The following is a 14,032-nucleotide window of genomic DNA, read 5'->3' as shown; positions in this document are numbered from 1 at the left end:
GGGGACAGATCTGCCTTGCGAGACGCTGGACTGCCCCGAACTGGCTCACATCTCGACCGTTGGTCGGTGAGGGATTTTTTGTAAAACCACGCGACAGAGCGGCTTATCCCCAGGATTACTGCCAAAACGACCCGAAAAAGCGCATCGATATAACCGGGTAACAGGTACTTGTGCACATTAGTTGCGCGCGCTGTAACGGCGCTGTCACATCAATCCTGACTCCGGTGGCTGCCTGTAACGAAAGTTTAAGTCAATGAAAAACATCGCTTTTTTTTGTTGGTGAAAAAATCGTCAGTTTGACTGCGAGCCCCATTCCACAAGGCTTTGCGACGGTTGGAGGGCGGTTGTCCACTGAGTTATCCACAGCTTCTGTGGATTGTCCCGAGCGCTTGCTCTAGGACGGGCGTGCCGGGTTATTTTTCGACTTTACCTGTAAGAAAAAGAGAGTAGAGTGGCGCGCCTTCCGATCTGTCCCACAGTGCTTTATGAAGTTTCGCTCAGTATCAGACTCTGTTACCCCAGAACCTCCCCGTGTTACCTCCCCTAAGCGATTTTCCGTGCGCGTTGCCGAGTGGCTGCTCGACAGCCCGCGCCTGAGCGACAGCCATAACGCCAAACACCTGGCCGGCCGCTTGCTCAAGCAACCGGCGCGCGAAGGCGTGGTCGCTGCGCAAAGCCGTCTCGGCCTGTTGATGTGCCGCGAGTGTGGCAATGCCCGGGATCGCCGCATCGGTCAGGATCTGTTACGCCAGGCCGCCCGCGCCGGCGATCACCGTGCGCAACAGGAACTTGGCCTCATCGAAGACTGAGCTGTCCAAGTTCTGACACCTTGGTTAACCTTCAGACTTTATCGGATCGGCAGGAGTGGCTATGGCTATGGACTTGACCAGCGTGCTGCTCGGTCTCGCAGGGGCGGGGCTGCCGCTGCTGGCGTTGGCCTGGCAACTGCAACGCCGGGCGAGCGACCGACAAGCCGAGGTGGCGTTGCTTGAAGAGCGGCTGGCCATGGCGCAACTGGCGCAGGACGGGCTCAACGCTCAACTCGATGCCAGCCGTGACGAAGTTGCCGATCTCGGCCAGGCCAACGCGGCCAAGCAAGCTGATCTGGCGGCCCTGCGCCGCGAAGTCGAGTTGCTGCAAATCGAGCGCGACGACGCCCGTGATGCCTCTCACGCCTGGAACCTCGAACGCGCCAACAAAGAGGCGGAACTGCGTCGCCTCGACGCTCAGGCGGCTTCGCTGAACGCCGAGCTGCGTGAACAACAGGAAAGCCATCAGCAACGCCTCGACGACCTGCAAGGTTCGCGCGATGAGCTGCGTGCGCAGTTCGCCGAGCTGGCAGGCAAGATCTTCGACGAGCGCGAACAGCGTTTCGCCGAGACCAGTCAGCAGCGCCTTGGCCAGTTGCTCGATCCGTTGAAAGAACGCATTCAGTCTTTCGAAAAGCGCGTGGAGGAAAGCTATCAGGCCGAAGCCCGAGAGCGCTTCTCGCTGGCCAAGGAACTGGAGCGCTTGCAGGCGCTCAACCTGCGCCTGAGTGACGAAGCGACCAACCTGACCCGTGCACTGAAAGGCCAGAAAACCCAGGGCAACTGGGGCGAGCTGATCCTTGAGCGCGTGTTGGAACACGCAGGTCTCGAGAAGGGCCGCGAGTACCAGACCCAGGTCAACCTCAAAGGCCCGGATGGCGAGCGCTTCCAGCCGGATGTGATCATTTATCTGCCGGGCGACAAACAAGTGGTGGTCGACTCCAAGGTCAGCCTCACGGCGTATCAACAGTACGTTGCCGCCGACGACGATACGCTTGGGCAGATCGCGATCAAACAGCACGTGCTGTCCCTGCGCAATCACGTCAAAGGCCTCGCCGGCAAGGATTACAAGCGCCTGGAAGGCCTGCACAGTCTCGATTTCGTCTTGCTGTTCGTACCGATCGAAGCGGCGTTTTCGGCGGCATTGCAGGCCGAGCCTTCGTTGTTTCAGGAGGCGTTCGATCGCAACATCGTCATTGTCAGCCCGACCACGTTGCTGGCGACTCTGCGCGTCATCGACAGCCTGTGGAAGCAGGAGCGCCAGAGTCAGAACGCCCGGGAAATCGCCGAGCGCGCCGGTTGGCTCTACGACAAGTTCGTGCTGTTCATTCAGGATCTGGACGAGGTCGGCAATCGCCTGCAACAACTGGACAAAGCCTACAGCTCAGCACGCAACAAACTGACAGAAGGGCGCGGCAACCTGGTCAGCCGCAGTGAGCAGCTCAAACTGCTGGGCGCACGGGCGAGCAAGAGCTTGCCGGCGGATCTGCTGGAGCGGGCGATGACGGATGTCGATGGGCTGGTTGAGTTGCCGGAATAAAGATCAAAAGATTGCAGGCTGCGATCTTGTGCTTTTAAAGCGGCAAATACCGACTCAACAGCGCCCGCAACGCCGCCGGTTTCACCGGTTTGGCCAGATAATCCAGCCCCGCCGCATGCACCTGCGCGACCATCTCGGGTCGCCCGTCGGCGCTGATCACCACGCCCGGCACCGGCTCGCCCAGACGCGTGCGTAACCACGCCATCAGTTCAGTGCCGGTATCGCCGTGATCCAGGTGATAGTCGACCAACGCCAGTTGCGGCCGCACCCCGTCACTGAGCAGCGCCTCACATTCCTCGCGATTGCGCGCTGTCCAGACCTGACAGCCCCAGCGACTCAACAGACTGTTCATGCCGATCAGAATGCTGTCTTCGTTATCGATGCACAGCACCCGGGCGCCGCTTGGCAACTTGCCATTCAATTCGATAGCGGCGCTCGCTGGCACGGTTTGCGTACGAGCCAGCGGCACGCTGACACTGAACACGCTGCCGCGCCCCGGCCACGAGCGCACGCGCAATGTATGGCCGAGTACGCGACACAAACCATCAGCGATCGCCAAGCCCAGCCCCAGGCCTTTTTCGGCGCGGGTCTGATGGCTGTCGAGGCGTTTGAACTCTTCGAAAATCACCTGCTGCTTGTCTTCCGGAATACCCGGCCCGCGATCCCATACCTCCAGACACAACTCCCCACCACGTCGCCGCACACCCAGCAGCACCGGACCTTTGGCGTAGCGAAAAGCGTTGGTCAGGAAGTTTTGCAGAATCCGCCGCAGCAACTTGATGTCGCTGTCGATGCGCAAATGGCTGCCACGCACACGGAAGCTCAAACCTTGTTCCTGCGCCAGCGCCTTGAACTCGGCACCTAGGGTGTCGAACAGCTCATTGACCACAAACGCCTTGCGATCCGGGTTGATCTTGCCGTTTTCCAGGCGGGAAATGTCCAGCAGATCACTGATCAGGTCTTCAGCCGAACGCAACGAGCTGTCGAGGTGGTGAACCAGTTTCTGCGCCTGGCTGCTCAAACCGTCGTCCTGATGGGAGAGGGCGGCAGAGAACAGCCGCGCGGCGTTCAACGGTTGCATCAAGTCATGGCTGACTGCCGCAAGAAAGCGGGTTTTCGACTGGTTGGCTGCCTCGGCGGTGCCCTTGGCTTCGGTCAAGGCGACGTTGAGCTGCGACAGCTCTTGAGTCCGCTCACTGACCCGTTGCTCCAGCCCCTCGTTGGCCTCGGTCAGCGCCTGCTCGGCTTCACGGAACGCGGTGATGTCGGTAAAACTCATGACGAAACCGCCGCCGGGCATCGGGTTGCCGATCAGCTCGATCACCCGGCCGTTGGGGAACAGTCGTTCAGACGTATGCGCGCGGCCCTGACGCATCCAGTGCAGGCGTCGGGCGACGTGGACTTCCGCTTCGCCGGGGCCGCACAAACCGCGTTCGGCGTTGTAGCGAATGATGTCGGCGATTGGCCGGCCGACGCTGATCAGGCCGTCCGGGTAGTTGAACAGCTCCAGATAGCGCCGATTCCACGCCACCAGTTTCAGCGACTGGTCGACCACGCTGATGCCCTGGGTGATGTTCTCGATGGCGCCTTGCAGCAGGGCGCGGTTGAACTGCAACACTTCCGAGGCTTCGTCTGCAATTCGGACGACATCCTCCAACTGCATTTCCCGACCTTCGATGGCGGCTTTTACTACAGCTCTTGTCGAAGAGGCGCCGAGGACACCCGCCAGCAATCGCTCGGTGTGGGCGATCCATTCACCGTCGGCGTTCTGATTCGGGTTGAAGCCTTTGCCTTGGCGGTAAGCGAAACGGATAAAGCTTTGCCGCGCGCGTTCTTCACCGACAAAGCGTGCCGCCAGTTGCAGCAAATCATCAATCTGCACCGCCAGCATCGAGCGCGCACTCGGCCGGGCGCTGATTTCCTGGCCGATGAAACGCCCGGCCTGCCAGTGCTCCGACACACGTGTGCGAGACAGCACCGAAACCCAGGCGAACAACGTGAAGTTGCCCGCCAGCGACAGCACCACGCCTTGGGTCAACGGCGTGATTGGCAGATTCAACGGGTTGCTGTGCAGCCACGCCAGACCGGGGAACGTGTCCAGCGGCCAGCCGAGGCTGCGCGCGGCAATCGGCAGGATCAATGTGTAAAACCACAAGAAGGTGCCCGTAGCGAGACCGGCAAACACACCGCGACGGTTGGCTTGTTTCCAGTACAGTGCGCCGAGCATGGCCGGGGCCAGTTGCGTCACCGCGGCGAAGGCGATCTGGCCGATGGTCGCCAGGCTGGCGGTGGAGCCGAGCAAGCGATAGGCGACGTAAGCCAGCAGCAGAATCACTACGATGCTGACTCGGCGCACCGACAGCATCCACTGGCGGAACACTTCGAACGGGCGCTCGGCGTTGTTGCGCCGCAATAGCCATGGCAACAGCATGTCGTTGGAGACCATGGTCGACAGCGCCACGCTGGCGACGATGACCATGCCGGTCGCCGCCGAAGCGCCGCCGATAAACGCCAGCATCGCCAGCGCCGGATGGGCCTGGGCCAGTGGCAGGCTGATCACGAACGAGTCCGGCAGCACATCGCTCGGCAGCAGCATCTGACCGGCGAGGGCGATAGGGACTACAAACAGCGCGGCCAAGGCGAGGTAAGCCGGAAACACCCATTTGGCCAGGCGCAGATCCTGCGGGTCGATGTTCTCGACCACCGTGACGTGAAACTGTCGTGGCAAACAAATGATCGCCATCATCGCTACGCCAGTCTGTACCACCATCGACGGCCAATTAATCGTTTCCTTCCAGTATTCCTCAAGGCGCGGGGCGAGCATCGCCTGATTGAACAAATCGTCGAAGCCGTCATACAGGCCATAAGTGACGAAGGCGCCGACGGCGAGAAACGCGAACAGCTTGACCAAAGACTCAAAGGCAATCGCCAGCACCATGCCACGGTGGTGTTCCGTGGCGTCGAGGTTGCGTGTGCCGAAGACGATGGTGAACAGCGCCAGCACCAGCGACACGATCAGCGCGGTGTCCTGGGCGCGGGTGCCCATCGCGTCGGCACCGGCGCCGATCAACAGGTTTACACCAAGGACGATGCCTTTGAGTTGCAGGGCGATATAGGGGAGGACACCGACCAGGCAGATCAGCGCCACGACTACCGCCAGCGATTGCGATTTGCCGTAGCGTGCGGCGATGAAGTCGGCGATGGAGGTGATGTTCTCCTGTTTACTGATCATCACCATTTTTTGCAGAACCCACGGCGCGCCGACTAACAGCAAAATCGGCCCGAGGTAAATCGGCAGGAATGACCACAACTGTTCGGCGGCCTGACCAACCGCGCCGAAGAATGTCCAACTGGTGCAATAAACCGCCAGCGACAGGCTGTACACCCAGGCACGCACTCGCGGCGGCAGCGGCGCACTGCGACGGTCGCCGTAGAAGGCGATGGCGAACATGATGGCCATATAGGCCAGGGCGACGACGGCGATCAGCCCGGTGGACAACGGCATGCAACACTCCCGACAGAAGACTCCCCGGCACTCCTGCCCGGGCGGACAGTCTCGCATGAGTGCGGCGGTTAGTCAGTGTCGACCAAGGTCGTGGCGTGGCGGGGTGTCGCAGGCAGGGAATCGGGTGGTTTTGATGGTGATTGGGCGGGCCTTTTCGCGAGCAAGCTCACTCCCACATTTGGAATGCATTCCCCTGTGGGAGCGAGCTTGCTCGCGAAGGCGTCAGTCCTGTTTCAACGCAATATCGATCAACCGGTGCAGCTCCTCTATCTCCAGCGCCGTAGCCGAAAACAGAATCCGGAACACCACCGGCGCCACCACCAGATTGATCAACCGATCAACACTCGGCGCCGTTTCAGCGGGGTGCCGTTCGATGATGGTCTGCAACTGCGCCCCGATAATCGTCACGCAATACCCCGGCGTCGCGCTCGCCTGCACGTCGCGCATCATGTTGCGGCCCGGCTCCGAACTCATCTCGTCGAGGTATTGCTCGGCCCACGCGCGGACATCGCTACGCAGGCTACCGGTTTGCGCCGGCTCGCTGTCGGGACGCATGCGGGCGAGGGCGACGTCGGCCAGCAACGCCGCCAGATCACCCCAGCGCCGATAAATCGTCGACGGCGTCACCCCGGCGCGCGCCGCGATTTGCGGCACGGTCACAGTTGAACGCTCCTGTTCTTGCAGAAGCGCGCGGACTGCCGAGTGAATCGACTCTTGCACTCGGGCACTGCGACCGCCCGGGCGTAAACCTTCTTTAATAGCCATGCGGCAGACCTTAACACAAAGAATTTGCTTTAAGCGTTGGGCGGTAGCACACTCCGCAAAAGCAAAAAATTAGCTTTTGCGGAGTTGCACATGAATAGTCCCGTTTCCCATCGCTCGAACCTGTGGTTTCTGGCGATCACCTTACTCAGTTTTCTCGCCGCTTCCACCGCGCCGACGCCGTTGTATCACCTGTATCAGGATCAACTGCACTTCTCGGCAGCGGTGCTGACCCTGATTTTCGGTGTCTACGCGTTGAGCCTGCTGGCGGCTCTACTGACCGTCGGTTCGCTCTCGGATCATTTGGGACGCAAACCGGTGATCTTCACCGCGGTGCTGCTCAATGCGCTGGCGATGTTGCTGTTTATCTATGCCGACAGCGTCAGTTGGTTGATCGGAGCGCGGGTACTGCAAGGTTTTGCCACCGGCATGGCCACTGCGGTGTTAAGTGCGACGCTGCTCGATACTGACCGCCAGCACGGGCCATTGATTAATAGCGTTGCCCCGTTGCTCGGGATGGCATTGGGGGCAATGGGCTGTGGTTTGCTGGCCGAATTTGCCCCGGCGCCGTTGCAACTGACTTACTGGCTGCTGCTCGCGCTGTTTGTGGGGCAGGCGTTGTACGTCTGGCGCCTGCCGGAAAGCATTACGCCGCAAGTCGGGGCGTGGGCCTCGTTGCGGCCGACTTTGCATGTACCGGTTCAGGCCCGTGCCACGTTGTGGCGAGTGCTGCCGCTGAACACCGCGACCTGGGCGCTCGGCGGTTTTTACGCATCGCTGGCGCCATCGCTGGTGCGCACCGCCACCGGTTCCACCTCCAACCTGATCGGTGGCGCGACCGTGGCGGCGTTGACAGTGACCGGTGCGCTGATGATTTTCACCTTGCGTAATGGTGCCGCCACTCGGGCTTTGCAGATAGGTGCAAGCTTGCTGCCGAGCGGTCTGGTGCTGATTCTGCTGGGTGTGCACAGCGCCAGTCTGTCGCTGTTTTTCCTCGGTACGCTGGTCGCCGGTTGTGGTTTTGGTTCAGGCTTCCTCGGCGCGGTACGCAGCCTGGTGCCGCTGGCATTGCCCCATGAACGGGCCGGGTTGATGTCGGCGTATTACGTGTTGAGCTATCTGGCGTTTTGCTTACCGGCTCTGCTGGCTGGACATTTCACCCATAGCCTCGGACTGCTTGCCATGACCGATGTGTATGGCGGGGTACTCATCGTACTGGCCGTCGGTGCTTTGTTGCTCAGTCTGCGTCCGCAACCGGCCAAGGTGTGCGGCGCTCCATAACCGCAGCGCTTTCGGTTAGCCTTGCCCCAGTCATTCTGTTCTCGGATCCACTCATGAAGATTATTCGCAGCAAGGCCTTCACCGCCGACCGAGCCTGGGGCGCACTCGATATCGCCAACATGAACGGCATCACCACACGTCTGCACTGGACCGATCAACCGTATAAATGGCACATCAATGACGGCGAAGAAGTGTTCGTGGTGCTCGATGGGCAAGTACAGATGCGCTATCGCGAAAACGGTGAGGAAAAGCAGACGTTGCTCGGAGTCGGAGACATCTTCCACGCCTCGGTCGGCACCGAACACGTCGCCCATCCGCAGGGCGCGGCGCGGATTCTGGTGATCGAGAGCGAAGGCAGCGTCTGACTGCTTATCTATAAAACAGATAACAGTTAGAGAAATTACCCGTTATATAGATATTCGATTCAGATCTACCATGGACTCAACCTCAACAGAGGACAGGAGTTCATGATGACTTGCCCTAACAGCGTTAAACCCGGCATCAAGCCGTTCAGCCAACTTCAGCATCCGCGCGAAGTGATCCGCCAATTCACCCCGAACTGGTTTGCCGCCACCATGGGCACCGGCGTGCTGGCTCTGGCGTTGGCGAATTTACCGGTCGCGATTCCGGGTTTACACGCCGTGGCCGAAGGGCTATGGCTGTTCAACATTCTGTTGTTCACGTTGTTTACCGCTGCCTATGCCGCCCGCTGGATACTGTTCTTCGATGAAGCGCGGCGGATTTTTGGCCACTCCACTGTGTCGATGTTCTTCGGCACCATTCCCATGGGCCTGGCGACAATCATTAACGGCTTTCTGCTGTTCGGCCTGCCGCGCTGGGGCAATGGCGTCATCCATCTCGCCGAAGTGCTGTGGTGGATTGACGTGGCGATGTCGCTGGCCTGTGGCGTGTTGATCCCCTACATGATGTTTACCCGTCAGGAACACAGCATCGACCAGATGACGGCCGTTTGGCTGTTGCCCGTGGTAGCCGCAGAGGTGGCTGCGGCCAGCGGTGGATTGCTCGCACCGCACCTGAGCGATGCCCACTCGCAACTGGTGGTGCTGACCACAAGCTACGTGCTCTGGGCATTTTCCCTACCGGTCGCGTTCAGCATTCTGACGATCCTGTTGCTGCGCATGGCCCTGCACAAACTGCCCCACGAAAACATGGCCGCATCGAGCTGGCTGGCCCTGGGCCCGATCGGCACCGGTGCGCTGGGCATGCTCCTGCTTGGCGCTGATGCGCCGGCCATCTTCGCCGCCAACGGTTTGCCGGGCATTGGTGAAATCGCTGCGGGCCTTGGTTTGGTGGCCGGGATCACGCTGTGGGGCTTCGGTCTGTGGTGGATGCTGATGGCGCTGCTGATTACCGTGCGCTATCTGCGAGACGGCATTCCGTTCAACCTGGGTTGGTGGGGCTTTACCTTCCCGTTGGGCGTTTATTCGCTGGCAACGCTGAAACTTGCCAGCACCTTGAACCTCGGCTTTTTCAGTGTGGTCGGCTGTGTGCTGGTGGCGTTGCTGGCGGTGATGTGGCTGATTGTGGGCAAACGGACGGTGCAAGGTGCGTGGCGTGGCGAGCTGTTTGTCTCGCCCTGCATTGCAGGTTTGAAGAAATAACCTGAAAAGTTTAGGTAAGGTGTGGCCTGGATCGCGGTTCGAGATTCCAATACAAGAACCCAGGCCTCACTACCCAACATCAGGGAAACACGGAAGATGAGTCACCCCTCACAGTTCAACCTGCTGCGCACCCGGCGTTTTTTGCCGTTTTTCATCACGCAGTCGCTCGGTGCGTTCAACGACAATGTGTTTAAGCAGTCGCTGATCCTTGCCATTCTCTATCGGCTGACCATCGAGGGTGACCGCTCCATCTGGGTCAACTTGTGTGCGTTGCTGTTTATCCTGCCGTTCTTTCTGTTCTCGGCGCTGGCCGGGCAGTTCGGCGAGAAGTTCGCCAAGGACGCGCTGATCCGTCTGATCAAACTCGCGGAAATCGCGATCATGGCGGTAGGATCGGTCGGCTTCCTGTTCGATCATCTGTCGCTGATGCTGGTGGCGCTGTTCGCCATGGGCACCCACTCGGCGCTGTTCGGGCCGGTGAAGTATTCGATCTTGCCGCAGGCGTTGCGTGAGGAAGAGTTGGTCGGCGGCAACGGTCTGGTGGAAATGGGCACATTCCTGGCGATTCTCGCCGGGACCATCGGCGCCGGGATCATCATGTCCTCGACCCACTACGCGCCGCTGGTGTCGATCGCCATCGTCGGCATTGCCGTGCTGGGTTATCTGGCCAGCCGCAGCATTCCCCGCGCAGCGGCGTCATCGCCCGAAATGCGCCTGAACTGGAATATTTTCAGTCAGTCCTGGGCCACATTGAAACTAGGTTTGGGCCAGACGCCTGCGGTGTCGCGTTCGATTGTCGGCAACTCGTGGTTCTGGTTTGTCGGGGCGATTTATCTGACGCAGATCCCGGCCTACGCCAAGGAGTGGATGCACGGCGACGAAACCGTGGTCACCCTGATTCTAACGGTGTTCTCGGTGGGGATCGCGCTGGGTTCGATGCTCTGCGAGAAGCTCTCCGGGCGCAAAGTCGAGATCGGTCTGGTGCCGTTCGGCTCGTTCGGCCTGACGGTGTTCGGCCTGCTGCTGTGGTGGCATTCCGGTGGAATTCCCGACAGTGTCACCGGCCATAGCTGGACCGAAGTGCTTGGCTTTGGCCACACCTGGGCGGTACTGGTCGACATCCTCGGCCTCGGTATTTTCGGCGGTTTCTACATTGTGCCGCTGTATGCATTGATCCAGTCGCGCACCGCCGAGAACGAGCGGGCGCGGGTGATCGCGGCCAACAACATTCTCAACGCGCTGTTTATGGTGGTGTCCGCCATCGTTTCAATCGTGCTGTTAAGCCTGGCCAAGCTGTCGATCCCGCAACTGTTCCTCGTGGTGTCGCTGCTGAACATCGGCGTCAACGCCTACATCTTCAAGATCGTCCCCGAGTTCAGCATGCGTTTCATGATCTGGCTGCTCAGCCATTCCATGTACCGCGTCGAGCATCGCAACCTTGAAGCGATCCCGGATGAAGGCGCGGCGTTGCTGGTGTGTAACCACGTGTCGTTTGTTGATGCGCTGTTGATTGGCGGCGCGGTGCGTCGGCCGATTCGCTTTGTCATGTACTACAAGATCTACAACTTGCCGGTACTGAACTTTATCTTCCGCACGGCGGGGACTATTCCGATTGCCGGACGCAACGAAGACATCCAGATCTACGAAAAGGCCTTCACCCGGATCGCCCAATATCTGAAGGACGGTGAGCTGGTGTGCATTTTTCCGGAGGGCAAGTTGACGGCCGATGGCGAGATCAACGAGTTCAAGGGTGGGTTGACGCGGATTCTCGAGGAAACGCCGGTGCCGGTGATTCCGCTGGCATTGCAGGGGTTGTGGGGGAGTTTCTTCAGTCGCGATCCGAACAAGGGCGTGTTCCGCCGGTTGTGGTCGCGGGTGACGTTGGTGGCGGGAACGCCGGTGACGGTGGAGGCGGCAGAGCCATTGAAGTTGCAGGGGTTGGTGGGGGAGTTGCGGGGCACTGTTAGATAGTTGTCGCCTGATCTGGCCTCTTCGCGAGCAAGCTCGCTCCCACAGTTGGAATGCGTTCCCCTGTAGGAGTGAGCCTGCTCGCGATAGCTGTAGAGGCCTAAGCGCTGACCTTGAGCCCGATCAACCCGGTGATGATCAACGCCACACTGGCCAGCCGAATCAACGCCATTGACTCACCAAACAGAATAATCCCGGCAATCACCGTACCCACGGCACCCACGCCGGTCCAGATCGCGTAGGCCGTGCCCAGCGGCAATTCCTTCATCGCAAGGCCGAGCAGGCCAAGGCTGATGGCCATGGCCGCAACGGTCAGTGCAGTGGGAAGTGGACGGCTGAAGCCATCGGTGTATTTCAGGCCGACAGCCCAGCCAACTTCGAACAGGCCGGCGAAAAACAGAATGATCCAGGACATGAGAGACCTCCATCGATTGACGGGGTCGTCCCCAGATTAAAAAACTCGATCGAGCCGCGAGGTCGTCCCCGCGTTGCGCAATAGAGTGCCGCGCATTAACCCGGGGATCAAGTTTCCCGATCAGTCCGTAGCTCGTTGAGCCAGCGCCTGTTCATCTTCTTTCTCGCTCATCCGCCGGAAATAAGTGGAGAGCAACGCTCCGGAAATGTTGTGCCAGACGCTGAATAACGCGCTTGGCACCGCTGCCAGTGGCGAGAAGTGTGCGCTGGCCAGTGCGGCACCCAACCCCGAATTCTGCATGCCGACTTCCAGCGCCAGCGATTTGCGCTGAGCCAGCGGCAATTTGAATAGACGTCCGGTGAAGTAGCCCAGCAAGTAGCCGAAGCTGTTGTGCAGCATCACCACGGCCATGATCAGCAAACCGGATTCGGCGATTTTTGCCTGACTGGCGGCGACCACCGCAGTGACGATGATCACGATGCTGACCACCGACACCAGCGGCAATACATCCACCGCGTGACGCACCTTGTCACCGAGCAACCGTTGCGCGACCACGCCTAGGATGATCGGCAGCAGCACCACTTGCAGGATCGACCAGAACAGCTCCATGAACGATACCGGCAGCCACGCCGAAGCCAGCAGCCAGATCAGCGCCGGGGTCAGTAGCGGGGCGAGGAGGGTGGTGACGGCGGCGATGGCCACCGACAGTGCCAGATCACCGCGAGCCAGCCACGTCATCACGTTGGAAGAGGTGCCGCTTGGGCAGCAACCGACCAGAATCACGCCGACGGCGATTTCCGGGGGCAGGTGAAACACCTGGCAAAGCAACCACGCCACGCCGGGCATGATCACGAAGTGCGCAACCACGCCCAGCGCCACACGCCATGGATGGCGGGCGACAGCGGCGAAGTCGTCGAGTTTGAGCGTCAGACCCATGCCGAACATCACCAGTCCGAGCAGCGGCACGATCGCGCTTTTCAAGCCGAGGAACCACGAAGGTTGCAGGAAGGCCACGACGGCGAAAATCAGAACCCAGTAAGCGAAGGTATTGCCGACGAAGCGGCTGAGTGCAGCCAGTGCGCGCATGGCTTGTTCCTTGTTATGTGAAAGCGTTAGGAAGCTAAGCATACGGTGCTTGCAAAAAGATCGCAGCCTTCGGCAGCGCCTACAGGAAAATGCATTCCAAATGAAGGCGCTGCCGAAGGCTGCGATCTTTTTTCAGGCACCCTCTATGGAAGAAGGTGCTTGCGAGAGGCTTTAGATCCCTTGCGGAGTCTCTTCACCACCCAACGCTTCAACCAGCGCCGGCAGGAAGTCGCCGAAGGTCAGCATCATCAGGGTGAAGCTGGCATCCAGTTGGCCCAGGGCTTCGTCGCCGCCGTCCTGTTCCGCTTGATCCTGCAACAGATCTTCGAACTTCAGGCGCTTGACGGTCATCTTGTCGTCGAGCATGAACGACAATTTGTCCTGCCAGGCCAACGACAGTTGAGTGACCACTTTGCCGGTACTCAGGTGCAGCTGGATTTCTTCGCTGGTCAGGTCCTGACGCTTGCAACGGACGATGCCGCCGTCTTCGTGGGTGTCGCGCAGTTCGCACTCGTCCAGCACGTAGAAGTCGTCAGCGGCTTTCTGCGTGGTAACCCAATCCGTCATCACCGCCGTTGGCGCCATCTTCACAGTCAGTGGGCGAACGGGCAGGGTGCCGATCACTTCACGCAAGGTCGACAGCAGGTCTTCGGCGCGTTTCGGGCTGGCCGAGTTGACCAGAATCAGCCCTTGCTTCGGCGCGATGGCAGCGAAGGTCGACGAGCGGCGGATAAAGGCGCGCGGCAGGAACGCCTGGATGATTTCATCCTTGATCTGGTCGCGTTCTTTCTTATAGACCTTGCGCATCTGCTCGGCTTCGATTTCTTCGACCTTTTCCTTGACCGCGTCGCGCACGACGCTGCCCGGCAGAATGCGTTCTTCTTTACGCGCAGAAATCAGCAGGAAATCACCGCTGATGTGCACCAGTGGAGCATCTTCGCCTTTGCCGAACGGCGCGACGAAGCCGTAGGTGGTCAACTCCTGGCTTGCACATGGACGCGCCAGTTTGGTGGCCAGTGCAGTTTCCAGCGCCTCGGAATCGAC

The 14,032-nt window shown here is 60.0% G+C and carries 11 protein-coding genes; 6 read left to right on the top strand and 5 right to left on the bottom strand.

Annotated features, from left to right (window positions below):
- Positions 1-485: 485 nt before the first annotated feature.
- Positions 486-809, top strand: coding sequence for a sel1 repeat family protein (locus tag ACIOVB_RS17775; RefSeq protein WP_401269877.1), 324 nt, complete (start codon positions 486-488; stop codon positions 807-809).
- A 175-nt stretch (positions 810-984) separates the two neighbouring features.
- Positions 985-2,349: a DNA recombination protein RmuC gene (rmuC, locus tag ACIOVB_RS17770; protein ID WP_187677502.1), complete on the top strand. Its 1,365-nt coding sequence runs from the start codon at positions 985-987 to the stop codon at positions 2,347-2,349.
- A gap of 34 nt (positions 2,350-2,383) precedes the next feature.
- Here the strand turns inward: rmuC and ACIOVB_RS17765 are convergent, their stop codons facing one another.
- Both ACIOVB_RS17765 and ACIOVB_RS17760 read right to left on the bottom strand, forming a co-directional pair.
- Positions 2,384-5,854, bottom strand: a complete 3,471-nt coding sequence (locus ACIOVB_RS17765) for a NahK/ErcS family hybrid sensor histidine kinase/response regulator (RefSeq protein ID WP_401269875.1) — start codon at positions 5,852-5,854, stop codon at positions 2,384-2,386.
- Positions 5,855-6,076: 222 nt separating this feature from the next.
- Positions 6,077-6,619, bottom strand: coding sequence for a TetR/AcrR family transcriptional regulator (locus ACIOVB_RS17760; RefSeq protein ID WP_401269872.1), 543 nt, complete (start codon positions 6,617-6,619; stop codon positions 6,077-6,079).
- A gap of 90 nt (positions 6,620-6,709) precedes the next feature.
- Between ACIOVB_RS17760 and ACIOVB_RS17755 the strand changes: the two genes are divergently transcribed.
- The 4 genes from ACIOVB_RS17755 (at position 6,710) to ACIOVB_RS17740 (ending at position 11,490) form a co-directional block, all read left to right on the top strand.
- Positions 6,710-7,897, top strand: coding sequence for an MFS transporter (locus tag ACIOVB_RS17755; RefSeq protein WP_401269870.1), 1,188 nt, complete (start codon positions 6,710-6,712; stop codon positions 7,895-7,897).
- A 53-nt stretch (positions 7,898-7,950) separates the two neighbouring features.
- Positions 7,951-8,262 (top strand): cupin domain-containing protein, encoded by a 312-nt coding sequence (locus tag ACIOVB_RS17750; protein WP_401269868.1) that lies wholly within the window; start codon positions 7,951-7,953, stop codon positions 8,260-8,262.
- Positions 8,263-8,367: 105 nt separating this feature from the next.
- A complete protein-coding gene (locus ACIOVB_RS17745) occupies positions 8,368-9,519 on the top strand; it encodes a TDT family transporter (RefSeq protein ID WP_187677477.1) in 1,152 nt (383 codons plus the stop codon).
- 96 nt (positions 9,520-9,615) lie between these two features.
- A complete protein-coding gene (locus ACIOVB_RS17740) occupies positions 9,616-11,490 on the top strand; it encodes an MFS transporter (protein WP_401269866.1) in 1,875 nt (624 codons plus the stop codon).
- A gap of 97 nt (positions 11,491-11,587) precedes the next feature.
- Here ACIOVB_RS17740 and sugE read toward each other — a convergent pair whose 3' ends face one another.
- From sugE to rdgC, 3 genes are all read right to left on the bottom strand, one after another.
- Positions 11,588-11,902: a quaternary ammonium compound efflux SMR transporter SugE gene (sugE, locus tag ACIOVB_RS17735; RefSeq protein ID WP_008077894.1), complete on the bottom strand. Its 315-nt coding sequence runs from the start codon at positions 11,900-11,902 to the stop codon at positions 11,588-11,590.
- Positions 11,903-12,022: 120 nt separating this feature from the next.
- The gene (locus ACIOVB_RS17730; RefSeq protein WP_187677479.1) at positions 12,023-12,988 is read right to left on the bottom strand and encodes a bile acid:sodium symporter family protein; all 966 of its coding nucleotides are present in this window, start codon (positions 12,986-12,988) and stop codon (positions 12,023-12,025) included.
- 171 nt (positions 12,989-13,159) lie between these two features.
- A partial coding sequence (gene rdgC / locus ACIOVB_RS17725; protein ID WP_401269864.1) for a recombination-associated protein RdgC occupies positions 13,160-14,032 on the bottom strand: 873 nt, incomplete at its 5' end.

Origin of the sequence: Pseudomonas sp. NPDC087639 (assembly GCF_044743385.1) — a bacterium.
Taxonomy (GTDB): Bacteria; Pseudomonadota; Gammaproteobacteria; order Pseudomonadales; family Pseudomonadaceae; genus Aquipseudomonas.
Note: the sequence above shows the minus strand (reverse complement) of the source record. Positions and strands in the feature narration are given on the sequence as shown.

What these genes read in the sequence shown, in the direction of transcription:
- ACIOVB_RS17775 (WP_401269877.1), top strand. Translation starts at nt 486, where the DNA reads ATGAAGTTTCGCTCAGTATCAGACTCTGTTACCCCAGAACCTCCCCGT.
- ACIOVB_RS17765 (WP_401269875.1), bottom strand. Translation starts at nt 5,854, where the DNA reads ATGCCGTTGTCCACCGGGCTGATCGCCGTCGTCGCCCTGGCCTATATG.
- ACIOVB_RS17760 (WP_401269872.1), bottom strand. Translation starts at nt 6,619, where the DNA reads ATGGCTATTAAAGAAGGTTTACGCCCGGGCGGTCGCAGTGCCCGAGTG.
- ACIOVB_RS17755 (WP_401269870.1), top strand. Translation starts at nt 6,710, where the DNA reads ATGAATAGTCCCGTTTCCCATCGCTCGAACCTGTGGTTTCTGGCGATC.
- ACIOVB_RS17750 (WP_401269868.1), top strand. Translation starts at nt 7,951, where the DNA reads ATGAAGATTATTCGCAGCAAGGCCTTCACCGCCGACCGAGCCTGGGGC.
- ACIOVB_RS17745 (WP_187677477.1), top strand. Translation starts at nt 8,368, where the DNA reads ATGACTTGCCCTAACAGCGTTAAACCCGGCATCAAGCCGTTCAGCCAA.
- ACIOVB_RS17740 (WP_401269866.1), top strand. Translation starts at nt 9,616, where the DNA reads ATGAGTCACCCCTCACAGTTCAACCTGCTGCGCACCCGGCGTTTTTTG.
- sugE (WP_008077894.1), bottom strand. Translation starts at nt 11,902, where the DNA reads ATGTCCTGGATCATTCTGTTTTTCGCCGGCCTGTTCGAAGTTGGCTGG.
- ACIOVB_RS17730 (WP_187677479.1), bottom strand. Translation starts at nt 12,988, where the DNA reads ATGCGCGCACTGGCTGCACTCAGCCGCTTCGTCGGCAATACCTTCGCT.